This is a genomic window from Streptomyces sp. NPDC005878 (assembly GCF_040629815.1).
GTDB lineage: Bacteria > Actinomycetota > Actinomycetes > Streptomycetales > Streptomycetaceae > Streptomyces.
This window is the reverse complement of the sequence record NZ_JBEXWK010000034.1, coordinates 24,493-42,578: the sequence shown is the minus strand read 5'-3', so window position 1 is coordinate 42,578 and position 18,086 is coordinate 24,493. Positions and strand designations below refer to the sequence as shown.

At 73.4% G+C, this 18,086-nt stretch carries 14 protein-coding genes and 2 tRNA genes; 4 read left to right on the top strand and 12 right to left on the bottom strand.

Translation table 11 applies throughout. The annotated features are described in order from the left end of the window. Positions 1 to 54: 54 nt before the first annotated feature. From ABZ404_RS33640 to leuS, 5 genes are all read right to left on the bottom strand, one after another. Complete coding sequence (locus tag ABZ404_RS33640) at positions 55 to 2,691, bottom strand: ComEC/Rec2 family competence protein (RefSeq protein ID WP_358832424.1); 2,637 nt, start codon at positions 2,689 to 2,691, stop codon at positions 55 to 57. Beyond that, positions 2,688 to 3,179 (bottom strand): ComEA family DNA-binding protein, encoded by a 492-nt coding sequence (locus ABZ404_RS33635; RefSeq protein WP_358832425.1) that lies wholly within the window; start codon positions 3,177 to 3,179, stop codon positions 2,688 to 2,690. The genes ABZ404_RS33640 and ABZ404_RS33635 overlap by 4 nt, the downstream gene beginning before the upstream one ends. Positions 3,180 to 4,024: 845 nt before the next feature. After that, the gene (locus tag ABZ404_RS33630) at positions 4,025 to 4,870 is read right to left on the bottom strand and encodes a DegV family protein (protein ID WP_358832426.1); all 846 of its coding nucleotides are present in this window, start codon (positions 4,868 to 4,870) and stop codon (positions 4,025 to 4,027) included. A 242-nt stretch (positions 4,871 to 5,112) separates the two neighbouring features. Then, positions 5,113 to 5,820: a hypothetical protein gene (locus ABZ404_RS33625; RefSeq protein ID WP_358832427.1), complete on the bottom strand. Its 708-nt coding sequence runs from the start codon at positions 5,818 to 5,820 to the stop codon at positions 5,113 to 5,115. A 169-nt stretch (positions 5,821 to 5,989) separates the two neighbouring features. Continuing rightward, positions 5,990 to 8,878, bottom strand: coding sequence for a leucine--tRNA ligase (leuS, locus tag ABZ404_RS33620; RefSeq protein WP_358832428.1), 2,889 nt, complete (start codon positions 8,876 to 8,878; stop codon positions 5,990 to 5,992). Positions 8,879 to 9,294: 416 nt separating this feature from the next. Here leuS and ABZ404_RS33615 point away from each other — a divergent pair, with 416 nt between their 5' ends. Beyond that, positions 9,295 to 10,644 (top strand): hypothetical protein, encoded by a 1,350-nt coding sequence (locus tag ABZ404_RS33615; RefSeq protein WP_358832429.1) that lies wholly within the window; start codon positions 9,295 to 9,297, stop codon positions 10,642 to 10,644. Further along, a complete protein-coding gene (locus ABZ404_RS33610) occupies positions 10,641 to 12,209 on the top strand; it encodes a ferredoxin (protein ID WP_358832430.1) in 1,569 nt (522 codons plus the stop codon). The genes ABZ404_RS33615 and ABZ404_RS33610 overlap by 4 nt, the downstream gene beginning before the upstream one ends. Before the next feature lie 61 nt (positions 12,210 to 12,270). On the opposite strand, the gene ABZ404_RS33605 is transcribed toward ABZ404_RS33610, so the two are convergent. Beyond that, positions 12,271 to 12,343: transfer RNA gene (locus tag ABZ404_RS33605), tRNA-Ala, on the bottom strand. Between the two features lie 117 nt (positions 12,344 to 12,460). Here ABZ404_RS33605 and ABZ404_RS33600 point away from each other — a divergent pair. Beyond that, positions 12,461 to 13,693: a glycosyltransferase 87 family protein gene (locus ABZ404_RS33600; RefSeq protein WP_358837454.1), complete on the top strand. Its 1,233-nt coding sequence runs from the start codon at positions 12,461 to 12,463 to the stop codon at positions 13,691 to 13,693. Here ABZ404_RS33600 and ABZ404_RS33595 read toward each other — a convergent pair. The 3 genes from ABZ404_RS33595 to ABZ404_RS33585 all read right to left on the bottom strand — a co-directional run bounded on the left by ABZ404_RS33595 (position 13,662) and on the right by ABZ404_RS33585 (position 15,492). After that, positions 13,662 to 13,895: a hypothetical protein gene (locus tag ABZ404_RS33595; protein WP_067158879.1), complete on the bottom strand. Its 234-nt coding sequence runs from the start codon at positions 13,893 to 13,895 to the stop codon at positions 13,662 to 13,664. The two genes, ABZ404_RS33600 and ABZ404_RS33595, sit on opposite strands and share 32 nt — an antisense overlap. Before the next feature lies 1 nt (position 13,896). Beyond that, positions 13,897 to 14,058, bottom strand: a complete 162-nt coding sequence (locus tag ABZ404_RS33590) for a hypothetical protein (protein WP_358837455.1) — start codon at positions 14,056 to 14,058, stop codon at positions 13,897 to 13,899. A 72-nt stretch (positions 14,059 to 14,130) separates the two neighbouring features. Further along, positions 14,131 to 15,492 carry an MFS transporter gene (locus ABZ404_RS33585; RefSeq protein ID WP_358837457.1) on the bottom strand — a complete coding sequence of 454 codons (1,362 nt, stop codon included), beginning with the start codon at positions 15,490 to 15,492 and terminating at the stop codon, positions 14,131 to 14,133. Between the two features lie 181 nt (positions 15,493 to 15,673). On the opposite strand from ABZ404_RS33585, the gene ABZ404_RS33580 reads away from it, so the two are divergent. Further along, positions 15,674 to 16,543, top strand: a complete 870-nt coding sequence (locus ABZ404_RS33580; RefSeq protein WP_358837456.1) for a helix-turn-helix transcriptional regulator — start codon at positions 15,674 to 15,676, stop codon at positions 16,541 to 16,543. 172 nt (positions 16,544 to 16,715) lie between these two features. Here the strand turns inward: ABZ404_RS33580 and ABZ404_RS33575 are convergent. From ABZ404_RS33575 to rsfS, 3 genes are all read right to left on the bottom strand, one after another. Continuing rightward, a tRNA-Ala gene (locus tag ABZ404_RS33575) sits at positions 16,716 to 16,788 on the bottom strand. 173 nt (positions 16,789 to 16,961) lie between these two features. Continuing rightward, positions 16,962 to 17,621 carry a histidine phosphatase family protein gene (locus ABZ404_RS33570; protein ID WP_358837548.1) on the bottom strand — a complete coding sequence of 220 codons (660 nt, stop codon included), beginning with the start codon at positions 17,619 to 17,621 and terminating at the stop codon, positions 16,962 to 16,964. Next, on the bottom strand, positions 17,618 to 18,052 hold the full coding sequence (gene rsfS, locus ABZ404_RS33565; RefSeq protein WP_358837547.1) for a ribosome silencing factor: 435 nt from the start codon (positions 18,050 to 18,052) through the stop codon (positions 17,618 to 17,620). Before rsfS ends, ABZ404_RS33570 begins: the two co-directional genes overlap by 4 nt. Positions 18,053 to 18,086 lie beyond the last annotated feature (34 nt).

Below are 18,086 nucleotides of genomic sequence, written 5' to 3'. Positions count from 1 at the left end.
CCTTCCGGCCGGCGCCGCCCAGCACGATTCATGGACCCCACCCCAACGGGCGACTCATGGCCCCCGCCCCAGCGGCACCGCCACCAACCCTCCCCCCGGCCCACTCCCACTCCCGTTCCCGCTGCGACTCCCCCTCCCCATCACCGCGATGGCACCGTCCGTGTCCGTCCGCAGCACCCGCGCCCCGGATGAGGCGAGCAGCGCCACCGTGGACGGCGCCGGATGGCCGTACGGGTTGCCCTTCCCCGCCGAGATCAACGCCAGCCGGGGCCGGACCGCCCGTAGAAGCGCGGGGTCCTGGTGGGCGGAGCCGTGGTGGGCGACCTTGAGGACGTCCACCGGCGGCAGCTCCGGATGCGCTCGCAACAGAGCCTGCTGGGCGGGCGGTTCGAGGTCACCGGGGAGCAGCAGCGTCAGCCCGCCGACCCGGACCAGCAGCGTGACGCTGGCGTCGTTCGGTCCGTCCGGGGTCACTGTCGGAGGCGGCAGCGGCCACAGTGCCTGCCAGGAGAGGCCGCCCACCGCACGCCACTCCCCCGGCTCCACCGGGACCACGGGCACCCCGGCCCGGGCCGCGGTCCTGCGGACGAACCGGGCCTGCTCGGGTGGCTCCTCGAACGTCGTCGTCTCGATCACCCCGACGGCCCGGCCCCGCAGCACCCCGGCCAGCCCCGCCACATGGTCGGCGTGGAAGTGCGTGAGCAGGAGCAGGGGAATCCGGGTGACGCCCAAAGCCCTCAGACACCGGTCGGCCGGAGCGGGGTCCGGCCCCGTGTCGACCACCACCGCCGCCCCCTCACCGGAAGCCAGCACGGTGGCGTCGCCCTGCCCCACGTCGCATATCGCGAACACCCAACCCGGCGGTGGCCAGCCGGTGACGATCCTGGTCAGCGGGGCAGGCCTCACCACGGCGAGCAACACGAGCACCGCGCACCCGGCCGCCAGCCACGGATGGCGCGGCAGCCGTCTGACCAGGAACACCACACCGGCCGTGACCACGGCGAGCAGCACTCCCCCGCCCCAGCCGCCCGGCCATCCCGTCTGTGCCCCCGGCAGTGACGCCCCGGTCCGGGCGATACCGGCGATCCACTCCGTCGGCCAGCCCGCACACCGCGCCAGCAGCTCGGCGGCGGGCATCGCGACCGGTGCCACGGCCAGGGCCGCGAACCCCAGCACCGTCGCCGGGGCCACCGCCAGCTCCGCCAGCAGGTTGCACGGGACGGCCACCAGACTGACCCGCGCCGCGAACACCGCCACCACGGGCGCGCAGACCGCCTGGGCCGCCCCCGCCGCCGCCAGCACCTCCGCGAGCCTGCTCGGCACCCCGCGCCTCCGCAGCGTCTCGCTCCATCCCGGGGCGATCGTCAGGAGTGCCCCCGTGGCCAGGACGGAGAGCAGGAACCCGTAACTCCCCGCCAGCTCCGGGGCGTACAGCACCAGGACCAGTACGGCTGCGGCCAGCGCCGGGATCAGCGATCTGCGGCGGCCCGTCGCGATGGCGAGCAGGGTGACGAGTCCGCAGGCGGCCGCGCGCAGCACGCTCGGTTCCGGTCGGCACACCACCACGAACGCGACGGTGACCAGCCCGCCGAGCAGCGCCGTCGCCCGCAGCGAGATGCCCAGCCGCGGGGCGAGGCCACCTCGCTCGGCCAACGAGGCACGGCTCGGGGTTCCGATCAGCAGCACCAGGACGATCACCAGGTTGCTGCCCGACACCGCCATCAGATGCGTGAGGTCGGTCGCCTCGAAGTCATCCCGCAGCTCGGGCGTGACCCGCGAGGTGTCCCCGATGACCAGCCCCGGTAGCAGCGCCCGGGCGTCCGGGCTCAGCCCTTCGGCCGCTTCCCGCAAGCCGCCCCGCAGCCCGGCCGCCATACGCTGCAACGCCGTCGGCTCCCCCACGACCTGCGGCGCCGCCCGCTCGGGCACCCGCACCACGGCCGCCGCCCACGTGTCGTTCGGCCTCGGTGGCGCGAGCCGGGTGGACACGCGCACCCGCGTCGAGGGCAGCAGTCGCTGCCACGCCTCCGGGGCGATCACCAGTACCGGTGTCCGCACCTGCTCGGCCCGACCGTCCGGCCCGACGACCCGGGTGACCAGGGCTTGGATCACCACCGACCGCCCACCCCATGCCGCCCGCGCCCGTATCGGCTTGGGGTCGGAGGTCAGGGTCAACTCGACGGTGGCGTGCGCGTACTGCCGGGCGAACTCCGGCACCGGCCCCCAGCGTGCCTCGGCCGCGTGCAGCGCGCCGGCGGTGGTCCCGGCTGCCGCGCACAGAAGCACGGCGGCGACAGCGACCCGGTTCGCCCACCAGGGACCAGCCCTGGCTCCGGTGGCGGGTTCGGAAGTGGCGGGTTCGGAAGTGGCAGGTCCGGAACTGGCAGGTCGGGGAGCGGCAGGTTCGGGAGTGGCGACAAGGACGCGGGCCCCGGCCCCGCTCCCGCTCCCGGAAAGGGCAGCACCTCTCCCCCGGCGCCGAATCGTCGGCCCGAGCAGCACCCCTGCCACCGCCAGCAGTGCCAGAACTCCCCCTACCGCCCACTCTCCAGGGACCTTGAGCCCGAGGGCGGCGGCACCCCAGGCTCCGATCGCCGGGGGGACCAGGCGGAGGTCCGGCGGGCCTTCCTGGTGGGGGTTCGCGGCGCCAAGGGCGCTGTCCGACTCGGAATGGACCACTTGGCGGTTCATGGCCGCACCAGGGGGCGCAGATCCTCGAACCGGCGGTCGCCGATCCCGTTGACCTCCCGTAACTCGTCGACGGAACGGAAGCCGCCGTGCTGAGCCCGGTAGTCCACGATGTGCTGGGCGAGCACGGGACCCACCCCGGGCAGGGCGTCCAGTTGCTCCACCGTGGCGGAGCCCAGGCTGACCGGCGTCCCGGCAGCCGCCCCGGCGCTCCCGCCGCTGCCAGCCGCGGGCGGGGCCCCGCCGGGCACCGCGCCCGGCACGCCCACGACCACCTGCTCGCCGTCCATGAGCAGCCGGGCCCGGTTGAGGCCGGTGACATCCACACCGTCCCGGACCCCGCCCGCCGCAGCCAGCGCGTCAGCGACACGGGACCCCGGCGGCAGTCGGCGAATCCCCGGGCTCCGCACCTTGCCGCTGACGTCCACGACGATTCCGCCGCCGGGGGACGGCCCGGGTGCCCCACTCGCCCCGCTCCCCGTCATCGTCATGGCCACAGGGCTGGGTGTCGGCCCCGGGTTGGACGGGCCGGGCGTCCGGGCGGAGGGCGCCACGACGGGAGGCACCGGTCCCGTCACCCTCTCCGGGACTCGCACGGGCTCGGGCCTGCCCGCCCAGAAGTGCTGCACGGCGAACCCCACAGCCACGACCAGCACCACACTCAGCGCGGCCAGACTTCTCGGCGTGAGCCCGCACCGCGCCTGCACCCACACGGGCAGCCGCTCCCGCAGAGCCGCCCAGGCCCGTTCTCGTACACGGGTGAATGCCGGGCGGGCAGCCGCAGTTGACGGAGTCGGAACAGGTCCAGGTCCAGGTCCAGGTTCGAGTTCAGGGGGCGGGTAGGAGGTCGGAGGTGAGAGAGCGCGTCCGGGTGGTGCGGCGACGGCCGCGACCGGCGCGGGCGGATCTGTCGGCGGGGCCGCAGGGAGCAGTGCCTCCGCCCGCCGCCGCGCGGCCGTTCCGGCAGAGGCACGGATCTGGGCGCCGCGTGGGCGACGGCCGTGACCATGGCGGACACGGCCGTCCGAACCCGAAGCGCGGCCCGGCCCGCTCGTTGCGATGCGTGGTGATCGGATAGCCATGCCAACGACGGTAGGCAGCTCCGGCCGAACCCGCTGATCATGCTCAATTCCCGTGGAAAACCCAGCGATTGTGGATAACTCCGCCACCCTCACGGGTGACTCACACCAGGCGCCACTGACGTCCACACCGGCACCCGCCGGTCTTCGTCACAAGCGGACGGACCGTCGAACCCGCGGGTAAAAAGGTCGTCAGACCCGCCGGGGTAGGTAGGTGGACAGGCTATGCACCCCGCAGTCCCCGCCGCCCCGTGCCCTCAGCGCGGCGAGACCACAGCCCCCAGCAGTCCCGGTCCCGTGTGCGCGCCGATCACCGCGCCGACCTCGCTGACATGCAGGTCCGCGAGTCCTGGCACCCGTTCCCTCAGCCGGTCCGCGAGCACCGCCGCTCGCTCGGGCGCGGCGAGGTGGTGCACGGCGATGTCCACCCGGCTCGTCCCGGCCCGGTCGACGACGATCTCCTCCAGCCGGGCGATGGCCCGCGAGGCCGTGCGCACCTTCTCCAGCATCTCGATGCGTCCGCCGTCCAGCTGGAGCAGCGGCTTGACGGCGAGCGCCGAGCCGAGCAGCGCCTGCGCCGCGCCGATCCGGCCGCCCCGGCGCAGATAGTCCAGGGTGTCCACGTAGAAGAAGGCGGAGGTGCCCGCCGCGCGCTTCTCGGCCGCGGCGACCGCCTCGTCGAGGGTGCCTGCCGCCTCGGCCACTTCGGCGGCGGCGAGCGCGCAGAAGCCCAGGGCCATCGCGACCATCCCGGTGTCCACCACCCGTACCGGCACGGCAGCGCTCTTCGCCGCCAGTACGGCCGCGTCGTAGGTCCCGGAGAACTCGGCCGACAGGTGCAGTGAGACGATCCCGGTGGCCCCGGACTCGGCCGCGGCCCGGTAGGCGGCGGCGAACACATCGGGGCTGGGCCGCGAAGTGGTCACGGAACGGCGCTTCTGCAGGGCCAGGGCGAGGGAGCGGGCCGAGATCTCGGTGCCCTCCTCCAGCGCCTGGTTGCCGAGGACGACGGTCAGCGGCACCGCGGTGATGCCGTGCCGGTCCATCGTCTGCGGCGGCAGGTAGGCCGTTGAATCGGTGACGATCGCGACATGGCGGGACATGAGCGGGAGGTTACCCGCCGGGGCCGCCACACGGCAGCCCGGCCCCGGTTCAATGATCGGTTCGGACCCGCCTTGACCCGTTCGGACCTGCGCACGCGCCGGGCGCGGGCCGTGCAGGGCGCCCGCATCCCGCTCGCACGCTCCACCCCGCGCGCCCCGGACCGTACTCGTACCCATACCCGTACTGTTCCCCGCGCCGGTACCAGTTCCCCGGTCCCTGCCCGTACCCGTACCCGGACCCGTCAGTTGGTCGTCTCCGGCTTGGCCGTCTTCTGCCACGGATACACGGGCGTGGGCTTCACCGCGCCGATCGCCTGCGGCCCCGGAGCCGTGGATTCCGCGGGCGGGGGCGACGCGGGGGAGGCCGGTTCGGGGGCTGTGCCGGAGACTCCTGTGGTCGGCCCCTTCGTGGCCCAGTCCCGCAGGGCTCCGGACTCGACCTCGATCTCCGCGCTCAGCGCCGCCAGGTCGTCCTCGGCGAACTGCCGGGCGCGGTCACGGGCCGCCCAGCGCAGCGAGTCCGCCGCGTGCGTGATCCGCTCGGTGCGCTCGCGCAGCTCGGGCATCCGCTTGCCTGTGCGCTGCTTGTCGGGTTCGCGCTCCAGGCGCTTGAGCTCCTCGTCCAGCTCGTGCCCATGGCCGCTCAGGCGCTCGAAGAGGGTCAGCGACTCCTTCAGGGACGCGTCCTGCTCCACGCCCGCGTGGAGCGCTTCCTGGGTGGCCCGCATGGAGGTGCGCAGGGAGAGCCGTAGCTGCGCGAGCTCGCCGCCGACCCCGACCTGGCCGAGGCTCTTGGCGCGGAGGGTGGTGTCCTCGACGGTCTTGCGGGCCTGGGTGACCGTGCGCTCCACGCCGCGCTTGGCGGCACCGACCGCCTTCACCGTCAGGTACACGCCCAGCACGACGAAGGCCACGAACAGCAGAGCCATGATCGCGATCGCGGCTTCCATGAACGTCCCCTCATCGGCGGTCGGCCTGCCTTCACCGGCGCGCTCCGCCGGCTCCCTCCCACCGTAAACGGCCCGGGCGGGTCGGGGGTTCCCCGGCAACCCCCAACCTGCCCGTAGGGGAAACCCCCAGTGCCGCTCGGCCGGTCGGCCCGCTCAGCTCGTCAGCCGGTCACGCGGGGACGATGTTCACCAGCTTCGGCGCCCGCACGATGACCTTGCGGATCCCGGCGCCGCCCAGCGCCGCGACGACCGCCTCGTCGGCCAGGGCCAGCTTTTCCAGCTCCTCGTCGGAGATGCTCGGCGGGATCTCCAGGCGCGCCTTGACCTTGCCCTTGACCTGCACGACGCAGGTCACGGTCTCGTCGACGACGTACGCGGGGTCCGCGACCGGGAAGTCCTGGTGCACGACCGAGTCCTGGTGGCCCAGCCTGCGCCACAGCTCCTCGGCGATGTGCGGGGCCAGCGGCGCCACCAGCAGCACCAGCGGCTCCGCGACCGTGCGCGGCAGCGGGCCGCCCGCCTTGGTCAGGTGGTTGTTCAGCTCGGTGATCTTGGCGATGGCGGTGTTGAAGCGCATCTCCGCCAGGTCGCCGCCGGCGCCGTCGATCGCCTTGTGCAGGGCGCGCAGGGTCGCCTCGTCCGGCTCGGCGTCGGTGACGGTGACCTCGCCGGTCGCCTCGTCGACGATGTTGCGCCACAGCCGCTGCAGCAGACGGTACTGGCCGACCACCGCGCGCGTGTCCCACGGGCGCGACACGTCCAGCGGGCCCATCGCCATCTCGTACAGGCGCAGGGTGTCCGCGCCGTACTCGGCGCAGATCTCGTCCGGAGTGACCGCGTTCTTCAGGGACTTGCCCATCTTGCCCAGCTCGCGCTTGACGGGCTCGCCCTCGAAGAAGAACTTCCCGTCGCGCTCCTCGACCTCGGCTGCGGGCACCGGGAAGCCGCGGGCGTCCCGGTAGACGTACGCCTGGATCATGCCCTGGTTGTACAGCTTGTGGAACGGCTCGGCGGACGAGACGTGCCCCAGGTCGAACAGGACCTTGGACCAGAAGCGCGCGTACAGCAGGTGCAGCACGGCGTGCTCGGCGCCGCCCACGTACAGGTCGACGCCGCCGTGCGGCTGACCTTCGCGGGGGCCCATCCAGTACTGCTCGATCCGCGGGTCGACCAGCTTCTCGCTGTTGTGCGGGTCCAGGTAGCGCAGCTCGTACCAGCAGGAACCGGCCCAGTTGGGCATGGTGTTGGTCTCGCGGCGGTACGGGCGCGGGCCGCGGCCGTCGCCCAGGTCCAGGGTGACGTTCACCCAGTCCTCGTTGCGCGACAGCGGGGTCTCCGGCGAGGTGTCCGCGTCGTCCGGGTCGAACGTGCGCGGCGAGTAGTCCTCGACCTCGGGCAGTTCCAGCGGCAGCATCGACTCGGGCAGCGAGTGGGCGACGCCGTCCTCGTCGTAGACGATCGGGAAGGGCTCGCCCCAGTAGCGCTGGCGGCTGAACAGCCAGTCGCGCAGCCGGAAGTTGACGGTGCCCTCGCCGATGCCGCGCTCGGACAGCCAGTCGGTGATCTTCGCCTTGGCCTCGGTGACGCCCAGGCCGTCCAGGGAGATCTCCGCGTTGGCGGAGTTGACCAGCTTGGCGTCGTACGAGGCGAAGGCCTCGTCCCAGGTGTCGGCGTCGGTGCCGCGGTCGTCGGACGGCTCGACGACGCAGCGCATCGGCAGTTCGAAGGCGCGCGCGAAGGCGAAGTCGCGGGTGTCGTGCGCCGGAACGGCCATGATCGCGCCGGTGCCGTAGCCCATCAGGACGTAGTCCGCGACGAAGACGGGGACCTTGTCGCCGCTGACCGGGTTGACCGCGTACGCGCCGGTGAAGACGCCGGTCTTCTCCTTGGCGTCCGCCTGGCGCTCCACGTCGGACTTGGACGCGGCGAACGCGCGGTACTTGGCGACGGCCTCGGCCGGGGTGGCGTGGCCGCCGGTCCACACCTCGTGGGTGCCCTCGGGCCAGGCGGCCGGGACGATCGCGTCGACCAGCTCGTGCTCGGGCGCCAGCACCATGTAGGTGGCGCCGAACAGGGTGTCCTGGCGGGTGGTGAAGACGGTGATGGCGTCGGCGCCGCCCGTGACGGTGTCGACGGCGAAGTCCACGCGCGCGCCCTCGGAGCGGCCGATCCAGTTGCGCTGCTGCAGCTTGATGGCCTCGGGCCAGTCCAGCGCGTCCAGGTCGTCCAGCAGGCGGTCCGCGTAGGCGGTGATGCGCATGTTCCACTGGCGCAGCTTGGCCTTGAAGACGGGGAAGTTGCCGCGCTCGGAGCGGCCGTCGGCGGTGACCTCCTCGTTGGCCAGGACGGTGCCCAGGCCCGGGCACCAGTTGACGGGCGCGTCCGAGGCGTAGGCCAGGCGGTAGCCGCCCAGGACGTCGGAGCGCTCGGCGGGGCTCAGCTCGCTCCACGCGCGCGTACCGGGAGCCTGCCGCTCACCGCTCTCGAACTGGGCGACCAGTTCGGAGATCGGGCGGGCCTTCTTCGCCTCGGTGTCGTACCAGGAGTTGAAGATCTGGACGAAGATCCACTGCGTCCACTTGTAGTACTCCGGGTCGATCGTCGCGAAGGAGCGGCGCCGGTCGTGGCCCAGGCCCAGGCGGCGCAGCTGCGCCTTCATGTTCTCCATGTTGGCCTCGGTGGACACGCGCGGGTGCGTGCCGGTCTGCACCGCGTACTGCTCGGCGGGCAGGCCGAAGGCGTCGAAGCCCAGGGTGTGCAGCACGTTGTGGCCGGTCATGCGCTGGTGACGGGCGAAGACGTCGGTGGCGATGTAGCCCAGCGGGTGGCCGACGTGCAGTCCCGCACCCGACGGGTACGGGAACATGTCCATGATGAACTTCTTGGGCCGGGCGACGACCGCCGGGTCCCCGGCCAGGTCACCGCTGGGGTTCGGCGCCGCGTAGGTGCCGTGCGCGTCCCAGAAGTCCTGCCAGCGTGCCTCGATGTCGGCGGCCATGGCGGCCGTGTAGCGGTGCGGCGCCACCGGCTCTGCGGCAGCGGAATTCGTCTCGCTCATGATCCTTAAAGCTCCATCGATCGTCTCTGCCAGCGGCTGCGACATTCACCAAACGAAAAAGCCCCTCGCACAGGAGGGGACGCCGCGCCGATTCCGACCGGCTCTTCTCATCGGTCGGGACTGATCAGCGCGGCTCGCTAAGCAGAAGGCGTACGGCACGCATGGCGTCAGGGTACCGCAGGCCCCGCACGGCCCGCACTGAGCGTTCCCGGGGCGCCCCAACGAGCGCGGCCGGAAGAGGTTACTCCGCGTACCGACCTCTTCTGGGGCAACCACTCAAACGCCGTACTGCTTGGTATGAGGCGACCTAGCATGCGGCCACGGGACCACTTTGCTGAACGTTTCGGAGTCGCCCCATGAACCCTCACAGTCCCCGCTCCACCCCGACACGGAAAATCCCGTCCCTGAAAGGACGGGTGAAAGGAGGAACGTCCGGCGCGATGCTCATCGCCTCGGCGGTGCTCATACCCGTGCTCGCCGCCACGACCGGTGGCGGTTTCCGTGCCGCGCTGGACTTCACCACCGGCGTCCTGTCGCTGGTCTGCCTGACCTCCTCGGTCGTCTGGGGCCTGCTCGCCACCGACCGGCTGCTCATGACGACGCGCCACCGGCTCGTCGCCCAGGCCGTGCACCGCGCGACCGCGGTGTCCTCCATCGGCTTCCTGCTGGTCCACGTCACCGTCAAGATCGCGGTCGGTCATGTGGGACTGCTCGGCGCCCTGATCCCCTTCGGGCTCGGGGTGACCGGCTCCGACGGACTGATCGGCCTCGGCTCCCTCGCCGCGGTCCTCATGGTCGTCACGGCCGCCACCGGCGCCCTGCGCAGCGCCTTCGCCCACCCCGACCGGGTGGCGGGCCACTGGCGCTCGGTGCACATGCTGGCCTACCCGGCCTGGTGCTTCGCGCTGGTCCACGGCCTGTACGCGGGCCGCCAGGCGGCCGGCTGGGTCGTCACGCTCTACAGCCTGTCGCTGGCCGGTGTGGCCGGCGCCCTCGTCGTCCGCTCGCTGCCGCGCCCGGCGCGCCGCCGTCTCGTGCGGTGGCTGGCGCCGCTCCTCGCGCGCGTGGAGGCGGCCCAGGCGATCGCCCCGGACGCCTCCACCCCCCAGCCGCACCCGGCCGATCCCGCCTCCCCCCGCTACGAGGCGCCCGCGCCGCATCCGTACCCGGCGGACGCGTTCGCGACCGACCGCTTCACCGCCGAGCGCGACCCGGCCGACCCGCTCACGGCCGATCCGTACGAGAGCCAGGAACTGCGCGGGACCGGCCGGCGGCGTGCCGTGCCCGCCGCGGCCCCCGCGCCCGGCATCTCGGCCGCCTACCGGGCGGTCTCCCTGGCCCCCGCGCCGCCCCCGTACGCCCCGAGCTGGCCGACGCCCACCCCGCGTCCGCCGGAGAACATGCCGCTCCAGGAGAACGGCTTCACGGACCTCGGCGGTGGCCTGACCGACGGCGGCCCGGCGGGCAGCGGCCTCTCGGGGACGGCCTACACCGATCCCGCCCGCGGCACGGCGGACTACGGCTCCCCGGCCTACGACGCCACCGCCTACGGCGCCGCGCCCTACGGCGGGGCGGATCCCGGCGGCTTCGACGAGACCGCGCCCCTGCCGACCGTCCCCTACGAAGACAACGGCGCCGCCTTCGACGCTCCGGGACCGTTCCCCGGACCGGCCGCGCCGCAGCCCGAACCCTCCCCCCAGTCCAGCCCGTTCCACCAGCCCGTCGCCGGTGAGCCCTGGCACAGCCCCGCAGGAGACCGCCCGTGAACGCGCCACTGCCCGACGTCCCCGAGGTACGGGTCGTCGGACTCCCGCAACTGACCGCGGGGTTCGACCTCGTCGAGCGGCTCGGCCTGGAGATGCACCTGAAGGTGCACGGCCCGCTGGAGCCGGTTCCCGGCGAGCAGCTGGCCCAGCTCGCCGAGGAGATCTCGCTCAACGGACGCGGCGGCGCCGGGTTCCCGTTCGCCCGCAAGCTGCGCGCGGTCGCCAAGTCCGCGATCCGGCGGGGCGTGCGTCCGGTCGTGGTGGTCAACGCGAGCGAAGGAGAGCCCGCCTGCCGCAAGGACACGGTCCTGGTGAACCGCGCCCCCCATCTGGTCCTGGACGGCGCTCTGCTGGCCGCTGAGGCCCTCGGAGCCCGCACCCTGGTCGTCGCCGTGACCCGGGATTCCACGGAGGCCTCGATGCGCGCGGCCTTCGCGGAGCGGGGGCTGGCCGACCGGCGCGGGTCCGCGCTCCGCGCGCGCGTGCTGCGCACTCCGGAGCGGATGGTCTCCGGCGAGGCCTCGTCCGTGATCCGGGCGGCGGGCGGCGGCCCCGCGCTGCCGCCGGGGCGCAAGGTACGCGCCTCGGACACCGGGATCGGCGGCGCGCCGACGCTGCTGTCCAACGCGGAGACGTACGCGCAGCTCGCCGTGGCCGCCCGGGTCGGCCCGCGCCGCTACCGCCACTCGGGGCTGCCCACCGAGCCCGGCACGGTCCTGCTGACGCTCTCCGGGGCGGTGGCCCGGCCGATGGTGGTGGAGGTGCCGACGGGCGTGCCGCTGCGGTACGTGCTCCAGCTGGCCGGGGCGCCGCCGGTGCCGCAGGGCGTGCTGACCGGCGGCTACCACGGCAGCTGGCTGGACGCGGCCGCCGCGCACGACGCGGTCATCTCGCGGGACTCGCTGGCGGCGCTGGGCGGCGCGCTGGGCGCGGGCGCGATCCTGCCGATCGGCCCGGAGACCTGCCCGCTGGGCGAGGCGCTGCGGATCGCCAACTGGCTCGCGGCCGAGACGTCGGGCCAGTGCGGCCCGTGCCGGCTCGGTCTGCCGGCCGCCGCGGGCGGTCTGGCGGACGTGCTCAACGGCGGCGGCCCGGCCGCCCTGGAGGCGCTGCGCGAGGTGACGGGCGCCGTCAAGGGGCGCGGTGCCTGCAAGCACCCGGACGGCTCGGCCCGCTTCCTGGCGTCCACCGTCAACGCCTTCACCGACGACCTGGCGGCGCACGTCCTGGGCAGCGGCTGCGGCCGTCCGACGCTGGGCCTGCTGCCGCTGCCGGGCGACGGCTACCAGGAGGAGGGCATCCCCAGCGGCGAGAAGGTGCTGGTCGACTGGACGCTGTGCGAGGGGCACGGGCTGTGCGCGGACCTCATCCCGGAGCTGATCCGGCTGGGCGCCGACGGCTACCCGGCGGTGGCCGACGCGACCGTCCCGATGCATCTGCGGGGGCGCGCGCAGCGAGCGGTGCGCCGGTGCCCCGCGCTGGCGCTGCGGATCGAGGGGGCGCCCGCCGAGCTGCCCGCGCTGGCGGCCCCGGCCCGCAAGGCCCTGGGCAGCGGCCGCGGTTGACCGGCTGAGCCGTAACGGCGAGAAGGCGGCCACCCGGATCGGGTGGCCGCCTTCTTCACTGTGGAGCTAAGGAGAATTGAACTCCTGACCTCCTGCATGCCATGCAGGCGCTCTACCAACTGAGCTATAGCCCCTTGCTGTGTTCGCCGCCCGGTTTCCCCCGGCGACATCGAGAACATTACACGGTCCCCCCGGCACTCCACCAAATCGATTGCCGTTCTGTACGGACAGGGCCGGTAACGTCCCCTTTCGTGACCGTGAACGTGCTCGCGCACACCGCCGCCCGTCTCACCCCCGTCCGCCGCCCCGTGGCGCTCGCCGCGGCGGCCTGTCTGCTCTCCTTCGGCGCCTTCTGGGCCGCCCAGCGGGCCGCCGGGGTCTCCATGATCGATCTGATGGTCTACCGGGCGGAGGGCGGAGCCGTACGGGCCGGGGCGGACCTGTACGCGATGCGCGCCACGCGCGCGGGGCTGCCCACCACCTACCCGCCGTTCGCCGCGCTGCTGTTCACGCCTCTGACGCTGCTGGGCGTGCCGGAGATGCGTACGCTCGCCACCGCGGCGAACCTCGCCCTCCTGGTCGCGCTCGCCCATCTGTCGCTGCGGCTGGTGGGACGGGAGCGGCCCGGCGCGGCACTGTGGGTGGCGGCGCTGGCGGTGTGGTGCGAGCCGGTGTGGACGACCCTGCGCTACGGCCAGATCAATCTGCTGCTCGCGGTCGCCGTCCTGTGGGACCTGACCCGGCGCTCCGGCCACCGGGGGGCGGGCACGGGCATCGGCCTGGCGGCGGCGGTGAAGCTCACTCCGGCCCTGTTCGCCCTGTTCCTGCTGCTCACCGGTCTCGTACGCGCGCGTGGAGTGAGCTGGAACCCGTGGCTGCGGCAGGCGGCGACGGCGCTGGCGGTGTTCGCCGGGGCGACGCTGGCCACCGCTCTGGTGCTGCCCGCCGACTCGCGCCGCTTCTGGACGTCCACGGTGTTCCGGGCGAGCCGGGTCGGCCACGCCGAGGACACCGCCAACCAGTCGCTGCGCGGGGTGCTGGCCCGGCTGCTGCACACCGCGGAGCCGGGCGCCTGGTGGGCCGCCGCCGCGGCCCTCACCGCGGGGCTGGGGCTGGCCGCGGCGGTACGGGCCGAGCTGCGCGACCGGCGGGCGGAGGCGGTGCTGTGCTGCGCGGCCACGGCGCTCCTGGTGAGCCCGGTCTCCTGGTCGCACCACTGGGTGTGGTGCGTGCCGGGGCTCGTGGCTCTCGGGACCCGCCGCGCCGGCGGCGCCCTGGTGGCGCTGGTCTTCGGCTCGTACGCCCTGTGGTGGGTGCCGCACGGGGCGGGCCGCCCCGAACTGGCGCAGTACGGATGGCAGATGGCGCTCTCGGCGCTCTATCCGCTGGCCGGGGCGGTGTGCGTGGCGGCGGTGGCCCTCGGGGCGGGCCTCGGCGGCGAAGCCGCCGGGGTCAGGCCGTGGCGAAGGAGTAGAACCTCTTGAGGGTGCAGTGCGCCTCCAGGAGGCGGCCGTAGATCGGCTCCCCCTCCAGCTCCCGGTAGGTCTCGATGGGGTCGCCTTTTATGATCAGCGCCCGCGCGCACTCCTCGCACCAGTACTGGTAGTCGGCGTTGACCGGTTCCATGTCCCGGACGATCGGCGTACCGCTGCCGCACCAGTCGCACTTCCGCCTGTGTGCACCCATCTCAGCTCCAGCTGTGGCCGCGGGCCGTGCACACGTAGGAGAGGCTTCCGCGGTCGCCGAGCAGCCGCGCGACCGGGGAGGAGGCGCGCGAGGGGCGGCCGGCCGGGGTCGCTGTCCGCGCCGTGCCGGACAGGTCCGGGACGGCGTCGCGGCTCGCAGGCATCGCGGTCTCCCTCCCGTTCGGTCCGTCGTCCCCCTCCGGCCGTCACGATTCTGCCATGGCCGCGCAAGAGGGTCAGCGACGTCGTGATACGAGACCCGTCAGCGCTCCCACCAGTGCCGCCGCCGACAGCGCGAGAGAGCATGCCCACAGCGCGCCGCCGGAGGTGTGCGCCCCCGTGGTGAGCCGGTTCAGGAAGAGCGTCCCGAAGGCCGCGACGCCGATCAGCTGGCCCAGCTGGTTCACCGTGGCGAGCAGCCCGCTGGCGTCCGAGGCGTCCTCGGGGCGCACTCCCGCGAGGGCGCCCGCGAAGGTGGGGCTGAAGGCGAGCGCCAGACCGGCGCCCACGCCCGCGTACGTCACGTAGACGACGAGCCCGCCCGTGCCGCCGCCGCGCTGGAGGGCGCCGGTGGCCAGCGTGGAGAGAGCGGTCAGCGCGAAGCCGGCCGGCACCAGGGCCCGTTGCCGGCGTACGGGCCAGCGCCGCCAGGTCAGCCCGACCGTGCCGAAGACCACGGCGGTCGGCGCGAAGGTCAGTCCCGCGCGCAGCGCGCTGTAGCCGAGGCCGCCCTGGATGTGCAGGGTGAGGGTGAACAGGAAGCCGGCGTTGACGGCCATCACCACGGCGATCCGGAAGACCGCGAGGCCCATGCCGGGCAGGCGCAACACCCTGGGCGCGATCAGCGGGACGCCGCCGCGCCGGGCCAGGCGCGACTCGTACGCCCAGAAGGCGGCGAAGAGCAGCACGCTGGAGGCCAGCGACAGCCAGGCCCACAGCGGCCAGTCCTCCTCCTGGCCGAGCACGAGCGGCACCGTGAGCAGACAGACACTGGCGCCGAGCAGGACCAGGCCCGGCAGGTCGAGGTCGCGTACCCAGCGGGCCGCGCCGCGGTGCTCGTGCTCCTCCCGGGGCAGCAGGCGCACGCCGAGGACCAGCAGGGCGAGGCCGAGGGGCACGTTGACCAGGAACACCGGCCGCCAGCTGGCGCCGAAGAGGTCGGCGCTGACCAGGACTCCGCCGACCACCTGCCCGGCGGCGGCGCCGGTGGCGAGGACGGCTGAGTACACCCCGAGGGCACGCGTGCGTGCCTCTCCGGTGAAGTTGCGCTGGATGAGGCTGAGCACCTGCGGGATCATCAGCGCCGACCCGGCGCCCTGCACCAGCCGGAAGGCGATCAGCTGGCCGGCCGTCCCGGCCAGACCGCAGGCGAGGGAGGCGGCCGTGAAGACGGCGAGGCCCGTCAGGTAGAGCCGGCGGTGCCCGAGCAGGTCGCCCAGCCGCGCGCCGGTGATCAGCAGCACCGCGTACGCGACGGTGTACCCGGCGACGACCAGCTGCAACGCGGCGCCGGACGCGTGCAGTTCGGTGCGGATGGTGGGGGCCGCGACGTTGACGATGAAGACGTCGAGGAGCGCCATGAACTGCGCCGCGAGCACGATCGCGAGCAGCAGCGAAGGCCGGTTGTCAGTGGCACGGTCTTTACTGAGTAGGGGACTTGGGCCCGGACGGAGTGCGGTGGTCATGGCAGCCAGCCTGACCGTGCTCCGATACGGGTAACGAGAGCCCGCTGATGCTGGTACTGACAGCACCTGGCAGCGGCGGGCGAAGAGATCGACCATGGGGGACGTGACGACAGTGGCCGCATCGAACGGACGCCGCAGACCGGAACTCGCCGCCTTCCTGCGCAGCAGACGCGCGCGGGTCACACCGGCCGATGTCGGCATGCCTCCGGGCCTGCGCAGGCGCACGCCGGGGCTGCGCCGCGAGGAGGTCGCCCAGCTCTCCGGAGTGGGGGTGACCTGGTACACGTGGCTGGAGCAGGGGCGTCCGATCAACGCCTCGCCGCAGGTCCTCGACGCGGTGGCGCGCACCCTGCGCCTGGACGAGCCGGAGCGCGCGCACCTCTACCACCTGGCGGACGTGCCCTGTGAGCTGGACCGGGACGCCCTGGTGGTGGAGGTGGGCCCCGAGATCCAGGGGATCATCGACGCCCTGGACCCTCATCCGGCGGTGGTCTACAACGGGCGCTACGACATCCTGGCGACCAACCCCGCCTACCGGGACCTGTTCGACATCCCGGAGATCCGGTCGCTGGGCATACGCAATGTCCTGTGGACGCTGTTCACCGTCCCGGAGCCCAACTGCCCGGTGCTGTTCCGGGAGAAGGAGCTGCCGGTGATGGTGGCGACCCTGCGCTCGGAGTACGGCCGCCATGCCGGGGAGCCCGCCTGGGAGTCGTTCATCACGAGGCTCTCCGAGGCCAGCCCGTACTTCGCGCGGCTGTGGAAGAACGGCGACGTGGTGCCGCCGGGCCCGAGGGTGAAGACCTTCCGGCACCCGGCGGTCGGCGAGATACGGATGACGTCGGTGTCGCTGTCCATCAACGGGATGCCGGAGTGCCGGATCGTGACCTACACACCGAATGACGAGGAGAGCGGCGCGCGCACGGCGGCGTTGCGGGACATGCGGGAGAAGATCTGGGCGTGAGGCGGCCGCGCGGGCACGGGGCTGGGCGGCCGCCTCACCCTCGCGGGCACCTGTGCGGGCCCGTGGGGGGCGTACGAGAGGGGTGAGGGGTGAGCGGGGAGGGCGGCGGGGGCGGCCCGGAAATGCGGAAATCCCGTCCGGTCGGATCGACCGGACGGGATTTCCCTACCTGTGGAGCTAAGGAGAATTGAACTCCTGACCTCCTGCATGCCATGCAGGCGCTCTACCAACTGAGCTATAGCCCCGCTGTTCGCTGTGTTTCGCGCGTTCCCGCGCCGCGAACAAGAAGAACTTTAGCCTGTGACCTGCCGGAAAGTGAAATCCGGTGGTCGCACCCCCCCGGGCGGGCCCCGGCGCGCCCGGCGGCGGCCCGCAGGCCGCCGCGGCACGGCCGGCTCCGGCCCGGTCGGCCCGGTCCTCAGTCGTCGTCGCCGAAGACCGGCTCGGGGAGCGTGCCGGCGTTGTGCTCCAGCAGGCGCCAGCCGCGCGCGCCCTCGCCGAGGACGGACCAGCAGCAGTTGGAGAGCCCGCCCAGGCCCTCCCAGTGGTGCGACTCCAGGCCGAGGAGGCGGCCGATGGTCGTACGGATGGTCCCGCCGTGGCTGACCACGACCAGGGTGCCGTCGTCGGGCAGCTTGTCGGCGTGCGCGAGCACCACCGGGGCGGCACGGTCGGCCACCTCGGTCTCCAGCTCGCCGCCGCCCCGGCGCACCGGCTCGCCGCGCTTCCACGCCGCGTACTGCTCGCCGTAGCGCTGGACGATCTCCTCGTGCGTCAGGCCCTGCCAGGCGCCCGCGTACGTCTCCCGCAGAGCGGCGTCGTGGGTCACCGGCAGCCCGCACACGGCGGCCAGCTCCTGGGCGGTCGCCGCCGCCCGCTGGAGGTCGGAGGCGATGATCGCGTCCGGCTTCAGGGCCGCCAGCAGGCGCGCCGCGCGGCGTGCCTGGCCGAGACCGGCCTCGGTCAGCTCGATGTCCGTGGAGCCCTGGAAGCGGCGCTCCAGGTTCCAGGCGGTCTGGCCGTGCCGCCACAGGACGACGCGGCGGCCGCGGCCCGGTTTCGTGTCGCTGCCGTTCAGCTCAGCTCACCCTCCTCCGTCCCACCGTGCAGCTGGGCGTGCTCGGCGGCCTTGCCGCGGGTCTTCAGCGCGTCCTCGGGAAGCGGCAGCTCGGGGCAGTCCTTCCAGAGCCGCTCCAGGGCGTAGAACACGCGCTCCTCGCTGTGCTGGACGTGCACGACGATGTCCACGTAGTCGAGCAGGATCCAGCGGGCGTCGCGGTCGCCCTCCCGGCGCACCGGCTTGGCGCCGAGCTCCTTGTTCAGGCGCTCCTCGACCTCCTCCGCGATCGACTTGACCTGGCGGTCGTTGGGGGCGGAGGCGAGCAGGAAGGCGTCGGTGATCGACAGCACGTCGCTGACGTCGTACGCGATGATGTCGTGCGCGAGCCGGTCGGCGGCCGCCTGGGCGGCGGCGGTGATGAGCTCGATGGAACGGTCCGTGGCGGTCACAAGCTGGCTTTCGTCGGCGGTCAGATCGATTCAG